Origin of the sequence: Paenibacillus amylolyticus (assembly GCF_001570725.1) — a bacterium.
Classification (GTDB): domain Bacteria; phylum Bacillota; class Bacilli; order Paenibacillales; family Paenibacillaceae; genus Paenibacillus; species Paenibacillus amylolyticus_A.
Window position 1 is genome coordinate 248024 of the sequence record NZ_BCNV01000006.1, and the last position, 16856, is coordinate 264879.

The 16856-nt window shown below is 45.4% G+C and carries 15 protein-coding genes; 14 read left to right on the forward strand and 1 reads right to left on the reverse strand.

Annotated features, from left to right (window positions below):
- Positions 1-6 precede the first annotated feature (6 nt).
- The 6 genes from PAHA3_RS30260 (at position 7) to PAHA3_RS24675 (ending at position 6904) form a co-directional block, all read left to right on the forward strand.
- The gene (locus PAHA3_RS30260) at positions 7-246 is read left to right on the forward strand and encodes a hypothetical protein (RefSeq protein ID WP_153028297.1); all 240 of its coding nucleotides are present in this window, start codon (positions 7-9) and stop codon (positions 244-246) included.
- A gap of 19 nt (positions 247-265) precedes the next feature.
- Entirely contained in the window at positions 266-709 is a 444-nt protein-coding gene (locus PAHA3_RS24655; protein WP_076332714.1) for a chemotaxis protein CheW, read from the forward strand.
- A gap of 261 nt (positions 710-970) precedes the next feature.
- A complete protein-coding gene (locus tag PAHA3_RS24660) occupies positions 971-4174 on the forward strand; it encodes a DEAD/DEAH box helicase (RefSeq protein ID WP_062837312.1) in 3204 nt (1067 codons plus the stop codon).
- A gap of 46 nt (positions 4175-4220) precedes the next feature.
- Positions 4221-5033, forward strand: coding sequence for a hypothetical protein (locus PAHA3_RS30645; protein WP_062837313.1), 813 nt, complete (start codon positions 4221-4223; stop codon positions 5031-5033).
- A 303-nt stretch (positions 5034-5336) separates the two neighbouring features.
- A complete protein-coding gene (locus PAHA3_RS24670; protein ID WP_062837314.1) occupies positions 5337-6305 on the forward strand; it encodes a M15 family metallopeptidase in 969 nt (322 codons plus the stop codon).
- 197 nt (positions 6306-6502) lie between these two features.
- Positions 6503-6904 carry a RidA family protein gene (locus tag PAHA3_RS24675; protein ID WP_062837315.1) on the forward strand — a complete coding sequence of 134 codons (402 nt, stop codon included), beginning with the start codon at positions 6503-6505 and terminating at the stop codon, positions 6902-6904.
- A gap of 675 nt (positions 6905-7579) precedes the next feature.
- Here the strand turns inward: PAHA3_RS24675 and PAHA3_RS24680 are convergent.
- Positions 7580-8638, reverse strand: coding sequence for a copper amine oxidase N-terminal domain-containing protein (locus PAHA3_RS24680; protein ID WP_167350947.1), 1059 nt, complete (start codon positions 8636-8638; stop codon positions 7580-7582).
- A 262-nt stretch (positions 8639-8900) separates the two neighbouring features.
- Here PAHA3_RS24680 and PAHA3_RS24685 point away from each other — a divergent pair, with 262 nt between their 5' ends.
- The 8 genes from PAHA3_RS24685 to PAHA3_RS24720 all read left to right on the forward strand — a co-directional run bounded on the left by PAHA3_RS24685 (position 8901) and on the right by PAHA3_RS24720 (position 16841).
- Positions 8901-9377, forward strand: a complete 477-nt coding sequence (locus PAHA3_RS24685) for a GNAT family N-acetyltransferase (protein ID WP_062837317.1) — start codon at positions 8901-8903, stop codon at positions 9375-9377.
- 47 nt (positions 9378-9424) lie between these two features.
- The gene (locus PAHA3_RS24690; protein WP_047840275.1) at positions 9425-10495 is read left to right on the forward strand and encodes a Gfo/Idh/MocA family protein; all 1071 of its coding nucleotides are present in this window, start codon (positions 9425-9427) and stop codon (positions 10493-10495) included.
- 273 nt (positions 10496-10768) lie between these two features.
- Positions 10769-12025, forward strand: coding sequence for a radical SAM/SPASM domain-containing protein (locus tag PAHA3_RS24695; protein WP_062837318.1), 1257 nt, complete (start codon positions 10769-10771; stop codon positions 12023-12025).
- 359 nt (positions 12026-12384) lie between these two features.
- Complete coding sequence (locus tag PAHA3_RS24700) at positions 12385-13302, forward strand: ABC transporter ATP-binding protein (RefSeq protein WP_062837319.1); 918 nt, start codon at positions 12385-12387, stop codon at positions 13300-13302.
- Positions 13303-13330: 28 nt separating this feature from the next.
- Positions 13331-14056, forward strand: coding sequence for a hypothetical protein (locus PAHA3_RS30650; RefSeq protein ID WP_167350939.1), 726 nt, complete (start codon positions 13331-13333; stop codon positions 14054-14056).
- A 175-nt stretch (positions 14057-14231) separates the two neighbouring features.
- Positions 14232-14687, forward strand: a complete 456-nt coding sequence (locus tag PAHA3_RS31260; protein ID WP_371327959.1) for a CPBP family intramembrane glutamic endopeptidase — start codon at positions 14232-14234, stop codon at positions 14685-14687.
- 11 nt (positions 14688-14698) lie between these two features.
- Positions 14699-15127: a hypothetical protein gene (locus PAHA3_RS24715; protein WP_062837322.1), complete on the forward strand. Its 429-nt coding sequence runs from the start codon at positions 14699-14701 to the stop codon at positions 15125-15127.
- A 43-nt stretch (positions 15128-15170) separates the two neighbouring features.
- Positions 15171-16841 (forward strand): ABC transporter ATP-binding protein, encoded by a 1671-nt coding sequence (locus tag PAHA3_RS24720; protein WP_062837323.1) that lies wholly within the window; start codon positions 15171-15173, stop codon positions 16839-16841.
- Positions 16842-16856 lie beyond the last annotated feature (15 nt).

The following is a 16856-nucleotide window of genomic DNA, read 5'->3' on the forward strand; positions in this document are numbered from 1 at the left end:
GGGGGAGTGAGCGATTCAAGATCAGATTTCTTCACGGGCAGAAACAGTCACACAAGCGGCTCTTTCATCAGACGTAATCCAAGGAAATGGAATTTTGTTGAATCCAACAGGGCAAATGAGCAGAGCGGAGACAGCAACCGTAATGCAACGTTTGTTGAAGTTGGCAAAATTGATCTGAAGCCTAAACATTTGACTGAAAATAACCGATACACCAAAGTAACATCTAATGAGACGAAAGTAGTCTGATTATACGGAATGAGAGGGTATGGGGATAATTATGGATGAGGGCATGCAATATATTAATTTTTCGGTAGGAGACCAGATCTTTGCACTACGAATTGATGAAGTTCATGAGATCATCAGAATGGTGCAGGTGACAACGGTGCCATTTGGAAGTCCGGAGATCAGAGGTTTTGCTTCGTTGTATGGTAAGGTCGTTTCGGTTGTGAGTCTACGTGTATTGTTAGGCATGCCAGACCAGGAGGATACCACTTCTACACGTATTATTGTGGTGCCTTACAAAGGTGGATTTGTACCGCTGATCGTAGATATGGTCGATTCTGTCGTAAGTTACGATCGTTTCGAGGAACCTGCTGAGGAACATCGCCGTTTCATGCTTGGCGTTTTTGACAAAATCGGGTTCTGTGAAGATCATCGTGCTGGCATTTTGAACCTGGATGTATTGCTGGGCAGCTTGATCAGATCATAGTAATATAACGATCCGTAATTCTTTGAATATTCAGTATTATCCTTCGATTGACCCAAATGTTCCTCATCCGCTTTTCGGGAGAAGGGACATTTTTTTGTACCGCTAGTGCGTGTCTGAAAACTCCGAAGGATGCACTTCAGTGAGTTTTGAGACACGCCTTAATCATCGAAATAACCACTTTTTGTGGGTAAAGGTTTTTAAATCCGGTCATTTTCGTATATGATGGAGAGTAACAATGCGAAGGGATGACGGGAGACTTTAATGATGCAATCGCTGTATGGAGTATGGCTTGGTGACGTATTTTTTTGTTTTTCCGGTGAAACATCGGAACCACGTGTGGATGCATGGAGCCACGTGGTAAGAAGGTTGAATTTTGGCGACGGGGGTCGTCTGTTTCAGCCTGCCGCTCTGCGTCTTGCGGAGCTGCGCTGGCCGAATCCGCTGAGGAACACGGCTGAAGCCAAGAACACGAAGCGGCGTCAACTGCTGGGACGCACATTGGAAGGATTGGCAGTCTCGCCCAAGGATGCCTTCAGGCTACTGCTGCAATGGGATGACCGTTTGTTAAATGCAGCCGGAATTCAGGTTGGAGAAGAGATGCGTTACTGGATCAAAGCGGCGCAGTTCACACAGGAGCTGCTGTTGCGGGGAGCAATTGCTCCATCGGCTGAATTCGCAGCAAAGACCGGCGCACGGCGACGGACCGGGCAAGAAACATTGACGGGAGTATGGCGGCCACGCTTGGAACAGGAGGAGGACATCGAACGATTCCGTGATCTTGCTGAAGCGATGCCTCCCATCGGATTGGCTGCTCCCGGAGCCTATGCTTCATTGGAACCGGAAACGCGTGAAGAAGCAGGGGCGGCGGTATTATTTTCATTCATGAGTGGAATGATTCATGCTGTAGTGACAAGTGAGTTGGAGGGTATGGACAGTGAACTGTCCCGATACCGTACTCCTTATCGACGCGGATCTTCGCCAGTAGCCGAGCTCTGGTGGAATAGTCTGATCTCGATGTTCCGTCCTGTAACAGTGCAAGGGCCGACGGACGACATGACAGCGTTTATTCATACGTTGCAAGAAGCTGGTGGAACGACGATGCCGATCGTGGGAGCCGAAGAAATGGCGCCTGCCGAAGGCCAATTGAAGCTGGTACTCCGTTTGGAGCCGCCACTGGGCGAACATGAAACGATCTGGGGAATAAGCTTTTGGGTAGACAGTGAGCAGGAAACGAGCCTGAGGTTGCCTGTACGTACCATCTGGGCACATCCGGAGCGAGATCTGGACCGGGGGAAAGTATTATATACCTCGGCGGCAGAGCAGCTGTTGATGGCACTCGGGCATGCAGCAGAACTGGCACCTGAACTGGAGACGGCGCTGCTCACCGCTCGTCCCGAGGGAATTAAGCTGGAGCAGCAGGGTTTCTTTGAATTTCTCACGCATGCGGTTCCACGTTTGCAGAAGGCCGGGATAACCGTTCTCATGCCTTCAAGGTGGAGTCGTGCCGGGAAACGTCGGGCGGGACTACGTCTACAGATGTTGAATCGAGGAAACGAGCGGTTGCCTGGAGCCACATCGGCACTGGGCATGGAACAATTGGTTGCTTTCAAGGCGGAGCCTATGCTGGATGGCAAACCCGTCACGGCAGAGGAACTGGCAGCACTGGCTGAATCCACAGTTCCCTATGTTATGTTCCGCGGTGAATGGATTGAAGTGGACACGAAAGAGATTCGCCAAGTCCTGCGTTATATGAAAAAAGAAGAAGAACAATATATGCCTCTATCCGAATGGCTGCATCTCGCAGCGGATGAAGGGGAGGATTCCGCATGGAAGGGCCTTTCCGTCTTCGGTGCCGAATCGGATGGGCTGCTCGCTTTCCTGCTCGATGGACAGGTGCTTCGTAGCATTGAGCCTCGTCAGGTTCCGGCAGAATTGCACGGTGAATTGCGTCCTTATCAGGAAAGAGGTTACCAATGGTTATCAGCCATGCGCGAGCTGGGCTTCGGCGTATGTCTCGCAGACGATATGGGACTTGGGAAGACCATTCAGGTCATTACCTGCCTGTTGGAGCGCAAACACGAGGAGCGCCAGGCAGCCGAAGAGGAAGCCCGCGAGAATGAGATGCTGAACGGATCAGATGATGTATTCCCGGCGGATCAGCACACGAATGAACAGCCTGTTCATCTGCCTGCACTTATTGTGTGTCCTACCTCGCTGCTTGGAAACTGGCAGCGTGAGCTGAAGCGGTTTGCCCCAGATCTGTCACTGTACATTCATCATGGCGGACAACGGTTGCACGGGAACGATTTTCAGGCAGAAGCGCAGACGCATGACATTGTACTCACGACCTATCATCTGGCAGGTAGAGATGGACCGGATCTGGCTTCGTTGCACTGGTCCACTATTGTGCTGGATGAGGCTCAATATATTAAGAACTACCGTACCAAACAAGCGCAAAGCGTGATGCGTCTGTCTACACTTCATCGTATTGCGATGACAGGAACACCTGTGGAGAACCGCTTGAGCGAACTCTGGTCCATTTTCCAGTTCCTTAATCCGGGGTATCTGGGCACAGCTTCATCGTTCCGCCAGCGGTATACGGGACTCGGCCCATCTGAAGAAAATGCAGCATCCTTGCGTGAGCTTCATCGATTGGTATCTCCATTTATGCTCCGCAGGCTGAAAAGTGATCCGGATATTCGCAAGGATCTGCCAGAGAAGCTTGAACTGAAATCCTATTGTTCTCTGACGCCGGAGCAGACGGTGTTGTACCAGCGTGTGGTGGACGATCTGATGGGTGGTCTGGATGGCAGAAACGGCATTGCCCGCAAGGGAATTGTTCTGTCATCTCTGACCAAGCTCAAGCAGATCTGTGATCATCCGGTGCTGGCGGACAGTAATCGGAAAGACCACGGTAAGGCTGAGGCATCTGGTAAGATGGAACGTTTGCTTGAACTGCTGGACGCCATCCGTGATAACGGAGAATCTGCCCTGATCTTCACGCAGTATGTTGCTATGGGGGATCTGCTGGTGTCGAGGTTGAAACAGCGATATGAGGAAGAGCCGTATTTCCTGCATGGTGGTGTGTCGAAGGCGCAAAGAGACGATATGGTGGATACTTTCCAAAAAGGAGAGGGACCGTCCATGTTTGTTCTATCTCTTCGTGCCGGAGGTGTAGGTCTGAATCTGACCCGCGCGAGTCATGTCGTTCACTATGATCGGTGGTGGAATCCCGCGGTCGAGAATCAGGCGACGGACCGGGTATTCCGAATCGGGCAGAATCGCAATGTACAGGTGCATAAGCTGATCTGTCAGGGAACACTGGAGGAACGGATTGATGAGCTGATTGAAAGCAAGAAGGCACTGTCCGAGCAGGTCGTCGGTTCAGGTGAGAATTGGCTGACCGAGATGTCGGATGATGAGCTGCGCGGTCTAATCTCACTTCAGGGTGAGACGTGGCTGTGACCTTGAAAGATCAGGAGAATATAGATGTTGAGAAAGGGGGATTGTTGTGAGCGAAAAATGGAAGATCGAGCTGCATATGTCCCCCGGTGGATGGACAGCAGAAGTAAATACAGCAGCGGAAGCGGAACAGGAAGTTTCCGTTTCCGCTTCAGCAGCTGAGGGCAAGACCGGATCAGCCGCAGGCGTGTTCACGGTCACGGGAACGCCATCGCCACTGAGCGAAGCCCAGCGCGAGGCTGTGCTGGCTCAGCTGCGCAAGCGCCCGCTGACGCTGTACGCCCTGCTGCGCGGCGGCCCGGCGCCTGAGGATCTTGCGGGGCTGCTGCCGGCTGCGCAAGCGCCCGAGGGCTCGCCAGGCGCAGCAACGGCCAGCTCGGCCGTGGCGTGCACCTGCGGCCGCCCGAGCTGCGCGCATGCCGCGGCCGCTGAGCGCGCCGTAGCCGCGCACCTCGCGGCCGAGCCGCTGCTGCAGCTGGCGCACGCCGGCCTGCCGCGCGAAGCGCTGCTCGCCGGCGTGCTGGGGGCATGGGCGGAGGAACTCGCCCATGATCCCAGCGGCCCCGGCCGCGCAGCGGAAACGGCTGGCCGCCCGCAGGCGCGGGGCGGCGAAGGCGGCGCAGCTGTCGGCGAGTGGATCGCCGAGGCAGCCGCAGACGGCGCCATGCACCAGCCGGGGCCGGGCTTTGGCGCCGTTGAGGTGCGTCTCACGCAGCCGGGCAAGCCGCCGGCTCTGCCGGAGCTGACGGCGCTGCTGCCGGGCGTGCCGGCCACGGCAGGGCTGGACTTGATCCGCGAGCGTGTAGCCGCGCGGATGTGGCAGGCTGTCCAGAAGAAGACGGACAGCCCGGCAACCAAATGATGCACTCATCAGAGCGGGGGAGATCTCAGATCACCCCTGCTTGTTTTTATTGCATAATCACTTTTGGATATATGAAGGCATATTCCCATTTCACTTCTATTGTGTACAGCACTGGGATGTTGCTCTAAAAGTCCAAAAAACGATCATATAAGCTGTACAGCGCGTATATATTCATCCGGATCTCGTCTAAAGGAGGTCTTTACCGGTGGAGCTTCGCTCCCAATTAAGGTATACTGTCGCAGGGAACATTGCACGCAGACAACTAGACAGCAACATTTATATTATGGTGATAGGAGTTTTTACATGAAATCACATACAGGAAGACAGCGCCGCATGGTGGTTATGCTGTCCTCATTGATGATATGCGGAGCATTGCTTGCCGCGTGCCAGAATGGCACAGAGGAGAGCCAGGACCCGAGTGGAGCAGGTAACATACAACAAGAGTCGGACGGCACAACGGTTCATTTTACGGAGGATAAGGGAACGGACGGCGATAATGCTGGTGGCGATGATGCGTCAGCTTCAGGCAACGGCGGTGAAGGCACAGATAGTGAGTCGGGTAATGCTTCAGCGGGCGAAGAGCAGGGTTCTTCAGACGATGGTAACGGGGCAACAGCGGAAGATCCATTGATGGAGAAACGCAGCATCAGCGCACTGCAAACGACGATTGATGCACAATCCGTGGTGACCAATGCCGAGTCTATGACCGTTATTGTGAACAAGCAGCGCAGTCTGCCTGAAGGGTACGAGCCGGCCGATCTGGTGGAGCCGAATGTACCGTTCTCCTTCGACGAACCGCACGAGAAGCGGCATATGCGCAAGGAAGCTGCCGAGGCGCTGGAGAAGTTATTTGCGGGTGCAAAGGCGGATGGCATTGAGCTTCGTGCGGTGTCCGGCTATCGTTCGTATCAGCGTCAGGTATCCATTTACAACAACAATGTCAAAACCAAAGGTCAAGAATACACGGATCGTGTGAGCTCTGTACCAGGCAGAAGCGAACATCAGACGGGTCTTGCCATCGATGTATCGAGTCCGAGTGTAGGCAATGTGCTGGAAGAGGTATTTGGCACATCGAAGGAAGGCCAGTGGCTGGCTGAACACGCTGCTGAATATGGATACGTCATCCGTTATCTGAAAGGTGAAGAAGATACAACGGGTTACGTCTACGAGCCTTGGCATATCCGATACATCGGTACCGATTTGGCAAAGGATGTGGCGAAAAGTGGGTTAACCCTGGAAGAATACTTTGATGAGGCGAATATCAAGTTGTAATCTGAATGCTATCCCTGAATGAATTGTCCTTGACCTGAACAATGGGCAGTCATTCAGGGATTTTTTTTGCAAAAATGATGTTGCAAATAAGATGAAATTAAACTACATTCTATTGTCTGAGATGATGGTGGACTGATATAATTCATGTTTAATCCAATTCAATTTAGATAAATACAACCAAAGCGAGGGACGAAAGAATGAGTAGACAGCAGGTATTTACCGGCTCCCCATGGGAACCGTTGGTGGGATATTGCCGTGCCATCCGTGTAGGGAACCGAATCGAAGTGGCGGGTACAACCGCGATGCAAGATGGTGTAGTCGTTGGGGCAGGTGATCCATATGCACAGACGAGGTTCGTTTTGCAGACGATCGAGAATGCACTGAACGAATTGGGAGCTGACATGTCGCATGTCGTTAGAACCCGAATGTTTGTGACCGATATCTCCAGATGGGAGGAAGTTGGCAAGGCTCACGGTGAATTTTTTGGACAGATTCAGCCTGTAGCCACCATGGTTGAAGTTAGCGCACTCATTGATCCCTTGTTGATGGTTGAGATTGAAGTGGAAGCGATCGTTGAAGATGAAGTCCAGTCCGATTGATTCTGGCGAATATCCAGAAGATTTTCTAAGGAACACAGGACGTCTTATTTGGCCCTCAGGTCCTCTTTTTAAAATGTAAGGAACATCAGGCACGTTATTTCCCTAATTCCTCTGATAAAAATGCTGTAAAGAGCTATTTATTCTGATATAGCGTGTCTCAGATTCCTTAGATTTTTACAGGCGCTTTAAATGCTTGAATAAGATGCCGCAGATTCGTTAGCGTTAATACCCGCTTGCTCTTACATTCAGTATGCAACGTATTTCGTATGCAGCGAACATCGCACGTGTCTGCTCCGGACAAGTTTCAGATACGCTTCAGTTTGAAGCAAGTGTGTGAAGACACACTCTAAAAAACCAAAACCAAAACCAGAACCAAAACCAGAACCAAAACCAGAACCAAAACCAGAACCAAAACAAAAAACCAACAAACCCCAAAAAAACCTTATCCGTGCTTGTCAGAAGACAAGCAGATAAGGTCTTTTTTGGATTGACTTCGCCGTCTAGCCTCACGGCTGAGCTCTTGATGCGCCAAACTCAATGCACCGTGCGCCAAGAGATACAAGCGGATGCCTGGTCATTATGATGCTCCACACCATGACACCACGCTAAGAGATGCGCGCGGTTGTCTGCAACAACATATAACATGTGTCTCAGCCAGAAGCTCTTCTAACCGTGTTATTTCGCTTCCAGCTCTGCTGCTGGTGCTTCAACAACCACATTCCAAGCTGTTCCGATTGGAGGCAGGCTACGTGTCAGCATAGGGCTGTAGAAACCAATGACTTTAGTTCCTTTGGTCAGTTCTTCAGCTTTCACCGTTTCGCCTTCGTGGTTCACGAGCAGCGTGTCTTTAGCGATGTTCAGCACGACATGGTCAGGAGCCGTCTCAGTTAATCGTGTACCAGTGATCTCAATCTGTGAGATGCTGCCTTCAGCTGTTATTACATTTTCAATCGTACCAGCCGTCCCCAGAACCTCTTTCAATTGTGTTTCAGATTCTGTAGCTTCATCCAGTACAGTGACTTTATAGGTTGGCGTTTGTGGTGGCAGACTGCGTGTTGTGATCTGGGAATGCTCAGCCTCCACGTTCATACCAATGGTCAGATCGGTTAGTGCAATCTCTTTCCCGTCTGCCGAGATGAGTTTCGTATCTTCATTCAGATTGAGCACGATGCCGTCCATGCCTGCACCACCAATTTGGATGGACTTATATTTATCTTGGTTCGAGATTCTGGTAATTACACCACGTTCAGTAACCGTCTTCACGTCCTCTTCACTGGAGATCGTCACCTGATTTCCTGTTGTGTTCACTTGTCCTTGCAGTACCTTTTCGGCAAAAGAAGCAGGTACATACAAAGTGCCGCCTGTGATTTCAGGCGCTGTGCCCAGCGTGAGCAGCATTTTATTTACGGAATATTGATCCTTGCCTGTGATTACCTGTGTCCAGAGAACACCTCGTGTCAGCTCTGCAGTTTTATTTTCTTTATTCCATTTCAGTTCAATACCCAGTGCTTCGGTAAGATCACGCAGCGGGATCATGGCTACTTTGCCATCCTTGTTCCAATAACCATCGGAGATGGATGCACCATTCACGGATACGTTTACTGCATCAGTTGCCTTACTATCGGCTGAAACGGATGTTTGATGGACTGGTTGTGTGTTGTCCAGTGTTGCTGCATAAGCGGCTCCACCACCCAATGCCATGGATAGGGCCATTAGGGCACTTACTTTTTTCATGTTGTTGTTCATCAATATTCATCCCTTCTAATCTTTGTACTGTCGCGGTAAAATCTTCCTTAGGGCCGCGCCTCAAGTTAATAGACGGGACAAATCGTCTCAGTGTTGCAGTTGATATGCAATGAATGTAAACGGTATGTTAGTTTAGATTTGAAATATCGCTTGAATTGCAGGTTATCCGTAGCAGGATCAGGTTAATTTCAGGTAAGTGGCCAAACCTTTATCTTATTTTCACATTCAAGTACGAGGAGGAACGGATTAGATGAGTGATATGTTGGTAGCGCTCTATCGTTTGCCGGAGCAAGAGAGTGGACTGAGAACGTTGGAGGAATCCTCCATTGTGATTCGAAGAGCCATTGCCCCAGAGAAGCAGCTTGTACTGGATTGGGTGAGGTCACATTTTAGCCAGGCTTGGGTGGATGAATGCGAGGTCGCTTTTGCGCGTCAGCCCGTGTCCTGTTATATTGCGGTTGAGCATGGAAAAATGATTGGATTTGCCTGTTACGAAGCGACATGTCGCAATTTCTTCGGACCGACAGGTGTGAGCCAGGATGCACGGGGCAAAGGTGTAGGCACAGCCCTGTTACTGGCCTGTATGCATGCGATGAAGGCGGACGGTTACGGGTATGCGATTATCGGATCAGCGGGACCTGTAGACTTCTATGCCCGGACACTGGGTGCCGTGAAGATTGAAAATTCGACGCCGGGTATTTACGAAGGCATGCTGCGGGCAGACTAGACGATAATGATGTTCTGGAAGTTGTGGAAAAGGAAGGGAGGATGATGATGAGCACGAAACAAATGCTACACATCGGAATGATTGGTACAGGATCTATCTCGGATCTTCATATGAGATGTTATGCCAAAAATGAGGATGCCGTCATCTATGCGATCTGCGATCTGAACGAGGAGCGGGCTAAAGCTGCGGCACAGAAGTATGATGCCCAATCCGTCTATACCGATTATCGGGAGATGCTGGAGGACCCGCATGTGGATGCTGTCAGTATCTGTACTTGGAACAATACACACGCGGAATTCGCCATTGCTGCACTGGAGGCAGGCAAGCATGTGTTGCTGGAGAAACCGGTGGCAACCAATGTGGAAGATGCACTGCGGATTGAAGAAGCGGTGAAGAAGAGTGGACGTACCTTTATCGTTGGATTTGTGCGTCGGTATGACAACAATATGCAGATGATGCGCAGGTTCATTGATGCTGGAGAGTTCGGTGAACTGTATTATGCCAAAGCTTCCATTCTGCGGCGGCATGGCAATCCGGGTGGTTGGTTCGCTGACAAAAGCCGTTCCGGCGGCGGTCCTCTGATTGACCTGGGCGTACATATCATTGACCAATGCTGGTATCTGATGGGCAGGCCCAAGCCTGTTTCGGTCAGTGGTAATACGTATCGGAAGCTGGGCAATCGTGCCCATATCGAACATCTTTCTTTTTACAAAGCAGCCGACTACAGCGCAGCTGTGAATGACGTGGAAGATATGGCAAATGCGCTCATTCGGTTTGAAAACGGGGCTTCGCTGGCGGTGGATGTGAGCTTTACCCTTCATGCACGCGGAGATGAATCTTCCGTGAAGTTATACGGTGAGCGCGGTGGATTTGAATTGGAGCCGGAGACACTCATCGTCACGGAGAAAAATAACACCATTCTGAATATTGAACCCCAGACGGACAACACGGGTCTCCATATTCATAGTGCATTCCAGAACCAGATCGACCACTTTGTGGATTGTTGCCTGAACGGCACAGAGCCGATTAGCCCCATTGCGGATGGTGTGGCTTCCACGCGCATGTTGTGCGGAATCTACGAGTCCGCTGAGAAAGGGCAGGAGATTCGTCTGGATTAATTACGATATAAAATATTAAGTTTAAGTGTATTGTTTATGTTTAGGCATGCCAATCGGTGTATTCCGACTGAAGCATGTCTTTTTTTATTCCATATATGATAAAACTGTGAATTCACACTTCCATATTACATATAGTGACATTTGTCACCTGTATTTACATATAGATGGAATATAATAACATATGACAAACATATACTACTCATTCAAATTAATGGTAACGTTTACCTTTATGAAATTTGATTCCGTAAGAAAATCAAAGTATGAGGTGATACTGTGAGTTCTGTTTTAGATGATGGGTACCGATTACACAAGGACATTAGACAGTTTGAAATTGATGGAATACGCATGATTGGTAATATTGATAATGGATCAATTATTGGTTTGGATGCAAAAGGTGTGCATTTGATTGAACAGATCAACAGTGGAGTAGAACTTGTTCAGCTTGATAAAGAAGAACAACAGTTACTAGAATGTATGATAGAGAATCAATTTTTTGTAGAAGAAAAGAAAGGACTCAAAGCGGCTTATGTTCATCTTACAGATCGGTGCAATTTGCATTGCGTGGGCTGTTATTCCTTTGTGGAGGAACGTAATCTAAAGGATGCACTGCCTTTTGAAAAAATATGTCATGTATTATCTGAATTGAAAGCAAATGGTGCGGAACAAATCGTCTTTTCTGGAGGAGAGCCATTTATTCGCAAAGATATTGTGGAAATATGCAAGTTTGCAAAAGAGACTCTGGGCATTATGAATCTGCATGTCATTAGTAATGGAACGATGAACTATCGACGCTATGAAGAGGCATTTCAATATATAGATGCACTTAGTATTTCCATTGATGGATATAATGAAGAAACACGATTTATTCGTGATCAGGGTATTATGCCAAAGATTATTAGCAATGTGGCTTATTTAAGAGAAAAGGCTCCTGTAACTTTGATTGCAACCATTCATGCTCAAAACATTAATCACATTGACGAGTACTTAAACTTCGCCAAACAACTTGATGTCAAACTTTCCTTTAGTATTTTCACAGTGAATCCAGAAGACGAATATTTTCGTCCATACATATTTGATCATCACTCCCTAGTGCAGTTTTCCAAGAAAATATCGAATCTGGATCAAAGTGTTCCTATCTATGACATGCCAGCAGGGGAAATTGAACTGACTTGTCGAGGGAACTGTGAAGTTGGTAAAGAGATGGTAAGTATTGGGGCAGATGGAACGATATATCCTTGTCATATGCTGCACGACTCATCCTTAAGTTTGGGCAATATACTGGAACAAGAATTGGATGAAGTATTGGAGCATCCGGATAATCCCTTCCTGAAACTTAATGTTGACAACATTGAAGAATGCAAACATTGCAAATATAGATATTTATGTGGTGGTGGATGCAGAGGTAGAAGTTGGTTGTACAACAATACACTGAATAACAGAGATGCCTTTTGTCCGTTTATTAAAAATTTCTACAGGGATTCGATTCAAAGATTAAAAGAGTCTATTGGATACATTGAATCCTCAGTTTGAAATTTTTGATAATATATTACTTTTAAGGAAGGGAAGGTGATAATATGTTGTTTTCGACACGTAAGACGGTATCCAAACCTAACTGTGTTAGTGTAGGTGTATTTGTGTGTGTAAGTTATGGAAATAAATGGTGATAAATAAAAATGAATAATCATACTTATAAAAAGGAGATGTATCTCAATGTTGTTTTCGACGCGTAAAGCATTGTCCAAATCAAACTGTGTCAGTGTGGGTGTGTATGTCTGTGTTAGTTTTGGTAACAAGTGGTAGTGTGTTATAACTTATAATTTTGGGAGACTCAGATAAAAATTTGTGTTCTGAGTCTCTCCATTCTATCAAGAGGATATAGGGGTAGATTTATGATTCTCGAATTGAAAGATGTGACGAAGTTTTACGGTAAACATTTGGCCCTTCATAATTTTTCAGCTAGTATTCAATCCGGTGAAATTGTAGGTTTGATCGGAAAGAACGGTTCGGGTAAAACTACGCTTATGAATTGCATTGTGAACCATATACAAACCACTTCAGGTACAATTCTCGTCGATTCGCATGATGTCCAAGAACAACCATCTTTAATCTCTCGATTCGGGGTTCTGATTGAGAGTAGCTTTTTAGATTATATGAACGCATACGATAATTTGAAACTGCTTATGCTTGCTGACGGTGTCACAGATATGAACAAAGTAGAGTATCAATTAAACGAAGTACTCGAACTTGTAGGGTTGACCAAGAGAAAAAAAGAGTATGTAAAAAAATTCTCATTTGGTATGAAACAAAGGTTGGGTCTCGCACAGGCTCTGCTGAATGATAAGCCCTTCCTGATTTTAGACGAACCCTTGGTGGGACTAGACGTTATGGGTCGAGAATTGGTCAAAAATATCATAATTAAAAAGGCAAAACAGGAGAATAAGGCCGTTATTTTCTCTGATCACAACCTGAATGAAGTCAAGGATGTATGTGACCGAATTATCTACATTGAAGATGGAGAGAAAAAATACGATGGTGTGTTTGACGACGGACGCAAATATGAAATCATTTTGGAAGAGTCATCCTCAAATATTTCTGCTTTACTGGATAAGATACACGTAATTGAAAGTGTTAGGGTAGTAGCGAACAGAATTCAAGTTGCTGATGTGGAGATACTCAACCAAGTGATAGAAGAAATTGTAACACATCAAGTGAAATTACAAGATTTGAACGTCATTGAAGGTTCGCTCATTAGACTGTTTGAAGGAGATAACGAGCATGTTGAGCTTCAGAAACATATGCAACATTGAACTACGGAAATTGATGTATCGTAAGGATATGTGGATTATGCTTACGATGCTCGCAATCCCTGCTCTGTATAGCATCGGTATTTCTCTCAATTCCTCTGTTATTGTATTCACCGGAGAAGAGAAAGAATATGGCATGAGTTTCTTTGTGAATATGTTCAGCTTCGTGAATGCAGTATACATCTATTATTTTATTCTATCTTTAGTGTCTGTCCGATCGTTGGGAGGCGAAATTGAGAACAAGAGTATTTTGTTATATACACAACGGATCAATAACCGTCCCAAAATGTACTTTGCAAAAGTCAGTTCACTGATATTGGCCTTTTTTGTGATATGTCTAGCTTTTTTAATCGTGACTTTGGTGATGTATTATTTATTTGCTGTTCAACGTGAAGATTTGGTGACGAGACAATTATTAAAATCGGAAGAATTGACAGGCTTATTCCTGTTTTTTTTGTGCATTGTACTGGTTTATATTTTCACAATTACATTCAGTGTTATGTTAAGTGTTTATTTTAAAACCAATACTGCGGTCATTATTTTTAGCATTGTCCTTATTGCATTTATGTTTGTTTCAGAGTTTCCAACCATTCAATATCTGTCCATCACGTATTATATTTCTAGGTTTGGAGAGTTGGATCTAACCCAAACGTCTGAGGCTGTGAAATTGTTTTTAGCAAATGCAGCATTAGTCGCAGTGTACAGTACTATTTTCAGTGTACTAGGAATAAGGAAGTTTGAAAGAAGGGATCTCTGAATGGAGAGTTTTTAGTGTCAAAAGACAGAAAGAGAACATTATAGAAGTTATAGGACACTTTTTCATCCTGTTGATTTTGCCTACACTTATGGTCTCTATAAGTGGAATTGTCATGAGTTTTTTAGTACCAGGAAACAGTGAGTGGGTTTCATTATTTCTGATAATTGGAGTCAGTATGACCGTAGGATTTATTATATTCCCTTATGCGTATCTGAAGAAGTTATATCAGGTGAAACGAGAAGAATTGGGAGTTCGATCAGTCCAATACCTTGAAATCATTATAGGATGCATAACCTTAATTGTCCTCTATTCTTATTTGTTTAGTAAAGGGATTGATTTTCAGGTTTTGATTTTAAGCACAGTTCAGATGTGCATTGTTGCTGTTACAGAAGAATTCTGGGCACGTGGGGCAATGTGCTATATCATCAGAAAGCTATATAACAGGGCATGGTTCGTTGTCTTGTTAAGCAGTATATGTTTTGCGTTTGTTACACATATGAATGAGCCCTTTATGGATAATGTACTGTATCGTTTACCTGGTTCGATTGTGATGGGTGTAATCTATGTAAAGACAAACAACTTGCGCTACACGGTACTCTTTCATTTCACATATAATCTCATGAATATTTAGGGAGGGTGCATATGAAAACAAAACTACTATTTATCTTGTCGTGTGTTATTCATATCCTTTTGTTATATGTTCTGGTGACGTTTCAGCGTCAAGTCGATATCATTCAGATCTTTGCCTTGGTTTTTCTTCCCATTTTAGCCAGTGTAGGTATTGGGCTGATTGCACAGATGTTTTGGATTAAAGAGAAGCAAGGGCATGCCAGGAATGTGGGAATTGTGTTTAGTATTCCAAGCTTGATATATACTTCTGTTGCTTCATTAATCATAAGCAGAAATATTGAAAGTATTTTTAATGCTAGCCAGAAGTATCAATCGGACTACGTAAACATCTCGACTAGCAGTTCACCCTGGTTTGCATACATCATTATTATGGTAATCACACTGACACTGCATTACATAATTGCAGGAGCGGGGCTTAAAAGTAAAATGAAACTCAATTAGCTGAATGTTCTGTGCTGTTCTGGAAGAAACCGGAGGGCCAATCATGAAATATATTCAGAAGGATTTAAAGTTTATCGTGTTAATTAGTGCCAATTTTCTATTGTCGATTGTCTCTGTCTTATTTCCGCTGGCATTAATGAAGGTCACAGATTTCCTGATTGCGAATGAGATGAATTTATTCAGGTTCTATTTGTTTTTGGCACTTATAATTATCGTTATTCAAATGGCGATGACATATGTGACAGGAAGAATGAACAATACCTATGTCATGCATAGGACAATTGAGATTAGAAATCGTGTAATGAAAGCTTTATTAGAATCAGAGTACGGACAGTTCAAATCTCAAAAGAATGATGAATATGCATCCTTGCTATTAACCAATATTCCTGTTCTGGAAAATGACTATTTCAAAACTGTGATTCATTTGATCTCGAAGTCGTTGCTGCTGGTAGTATCCATATGTACTCTGATTGTGTTGAACCCGTTGTTAACCTTGAGTTTGATTATAGTTATTGCTGCACTTGGCATATTTCCTCTTCTATTCACTAAACGGATTCTCTTGTTAAAAGAGGAATTGATCAAAAAAACAGAAGAATACACTACATCTACAAGTGAAGCTTTATATGGATATGAAACAATCAAAATTTATAAGGTTGCGAATTATATACTGAACCGTCATTTCATTAAAATAAAAAACATGGAACGGAAGAGCAAACAGTTTGGAGATATACTTATTCTGGCAAATGTTACATTTGGAAGTTCGTCTATGGTATTATTGCTACTGATTTTTTTGATTGGTGGTTACTCCGTGAGTACTGGTGCTCTCACAGTGGGTTCTCTTATTGCATGTACTCAATTAATCATGTATGTTTTTGAACCTGCTATCAGTATCACTCAGGATCTTAATATTGTTCGTTCGACTAAGCCGATACGCCAACAGATCGATAAGATTATTGAACGTTCGGACGATGGTGGAGAGGATAATAAAGTTTTCATTGATCAATTTGAAAAGATACATCTGGAGAATATAAGTTATGTATATCCGGATGAAGAGAAGCCGGCAGTTCGTCAGGTTTCTATCACATTAGAAGCCGGGAAAAAATATGCAATTGTTGGTGGGAACGGAAGTGGGAAGTCCACGTTATTAAAGATGATTGCAGGATTAATTACGGATTACACAGGATCTATCCGACTAGACAACAGAGATATGAAACAAGTGAGCTATGAGAATTTGGCTTATATTGATCAGCAAACCTATTTGTTTAACACGACGATTCGAGAAAACATCCTTATGGGACAATCGGATGTTTCTTCCGACTTTGAGGAACTCCAATCGCTCATTGAAAGACTGCAACTTCGTGAATGTATCAACAAGCATCCTGATCAGCTGGATTTTGTGGTAGGGGATCATGGAGAGTATTTATCAGGTGGGGAACGACAAAAGGTCTGTATTGCTAGAGCATTGTATAAAAGGCCTGAAATATTATTATTAGATGAGCCAGACTCCGCATTAGACCCTGAGACCCGTGATCAGATCAAGGATATACTGGGGCAGATGAAAGATGTGCTTTGTTTGATGATCACTCATGAGTATGATGAAAGTTTAAAAGGATTTGATGAGATCATCGTCATGGAGCAGGGGGAAATCATCCGAACAGGAAGGTATGAAGAGGTTCTCATGAAACATGAAACAACTTATAAAGCTTTCGTATAATTTAAAAGATCAAAG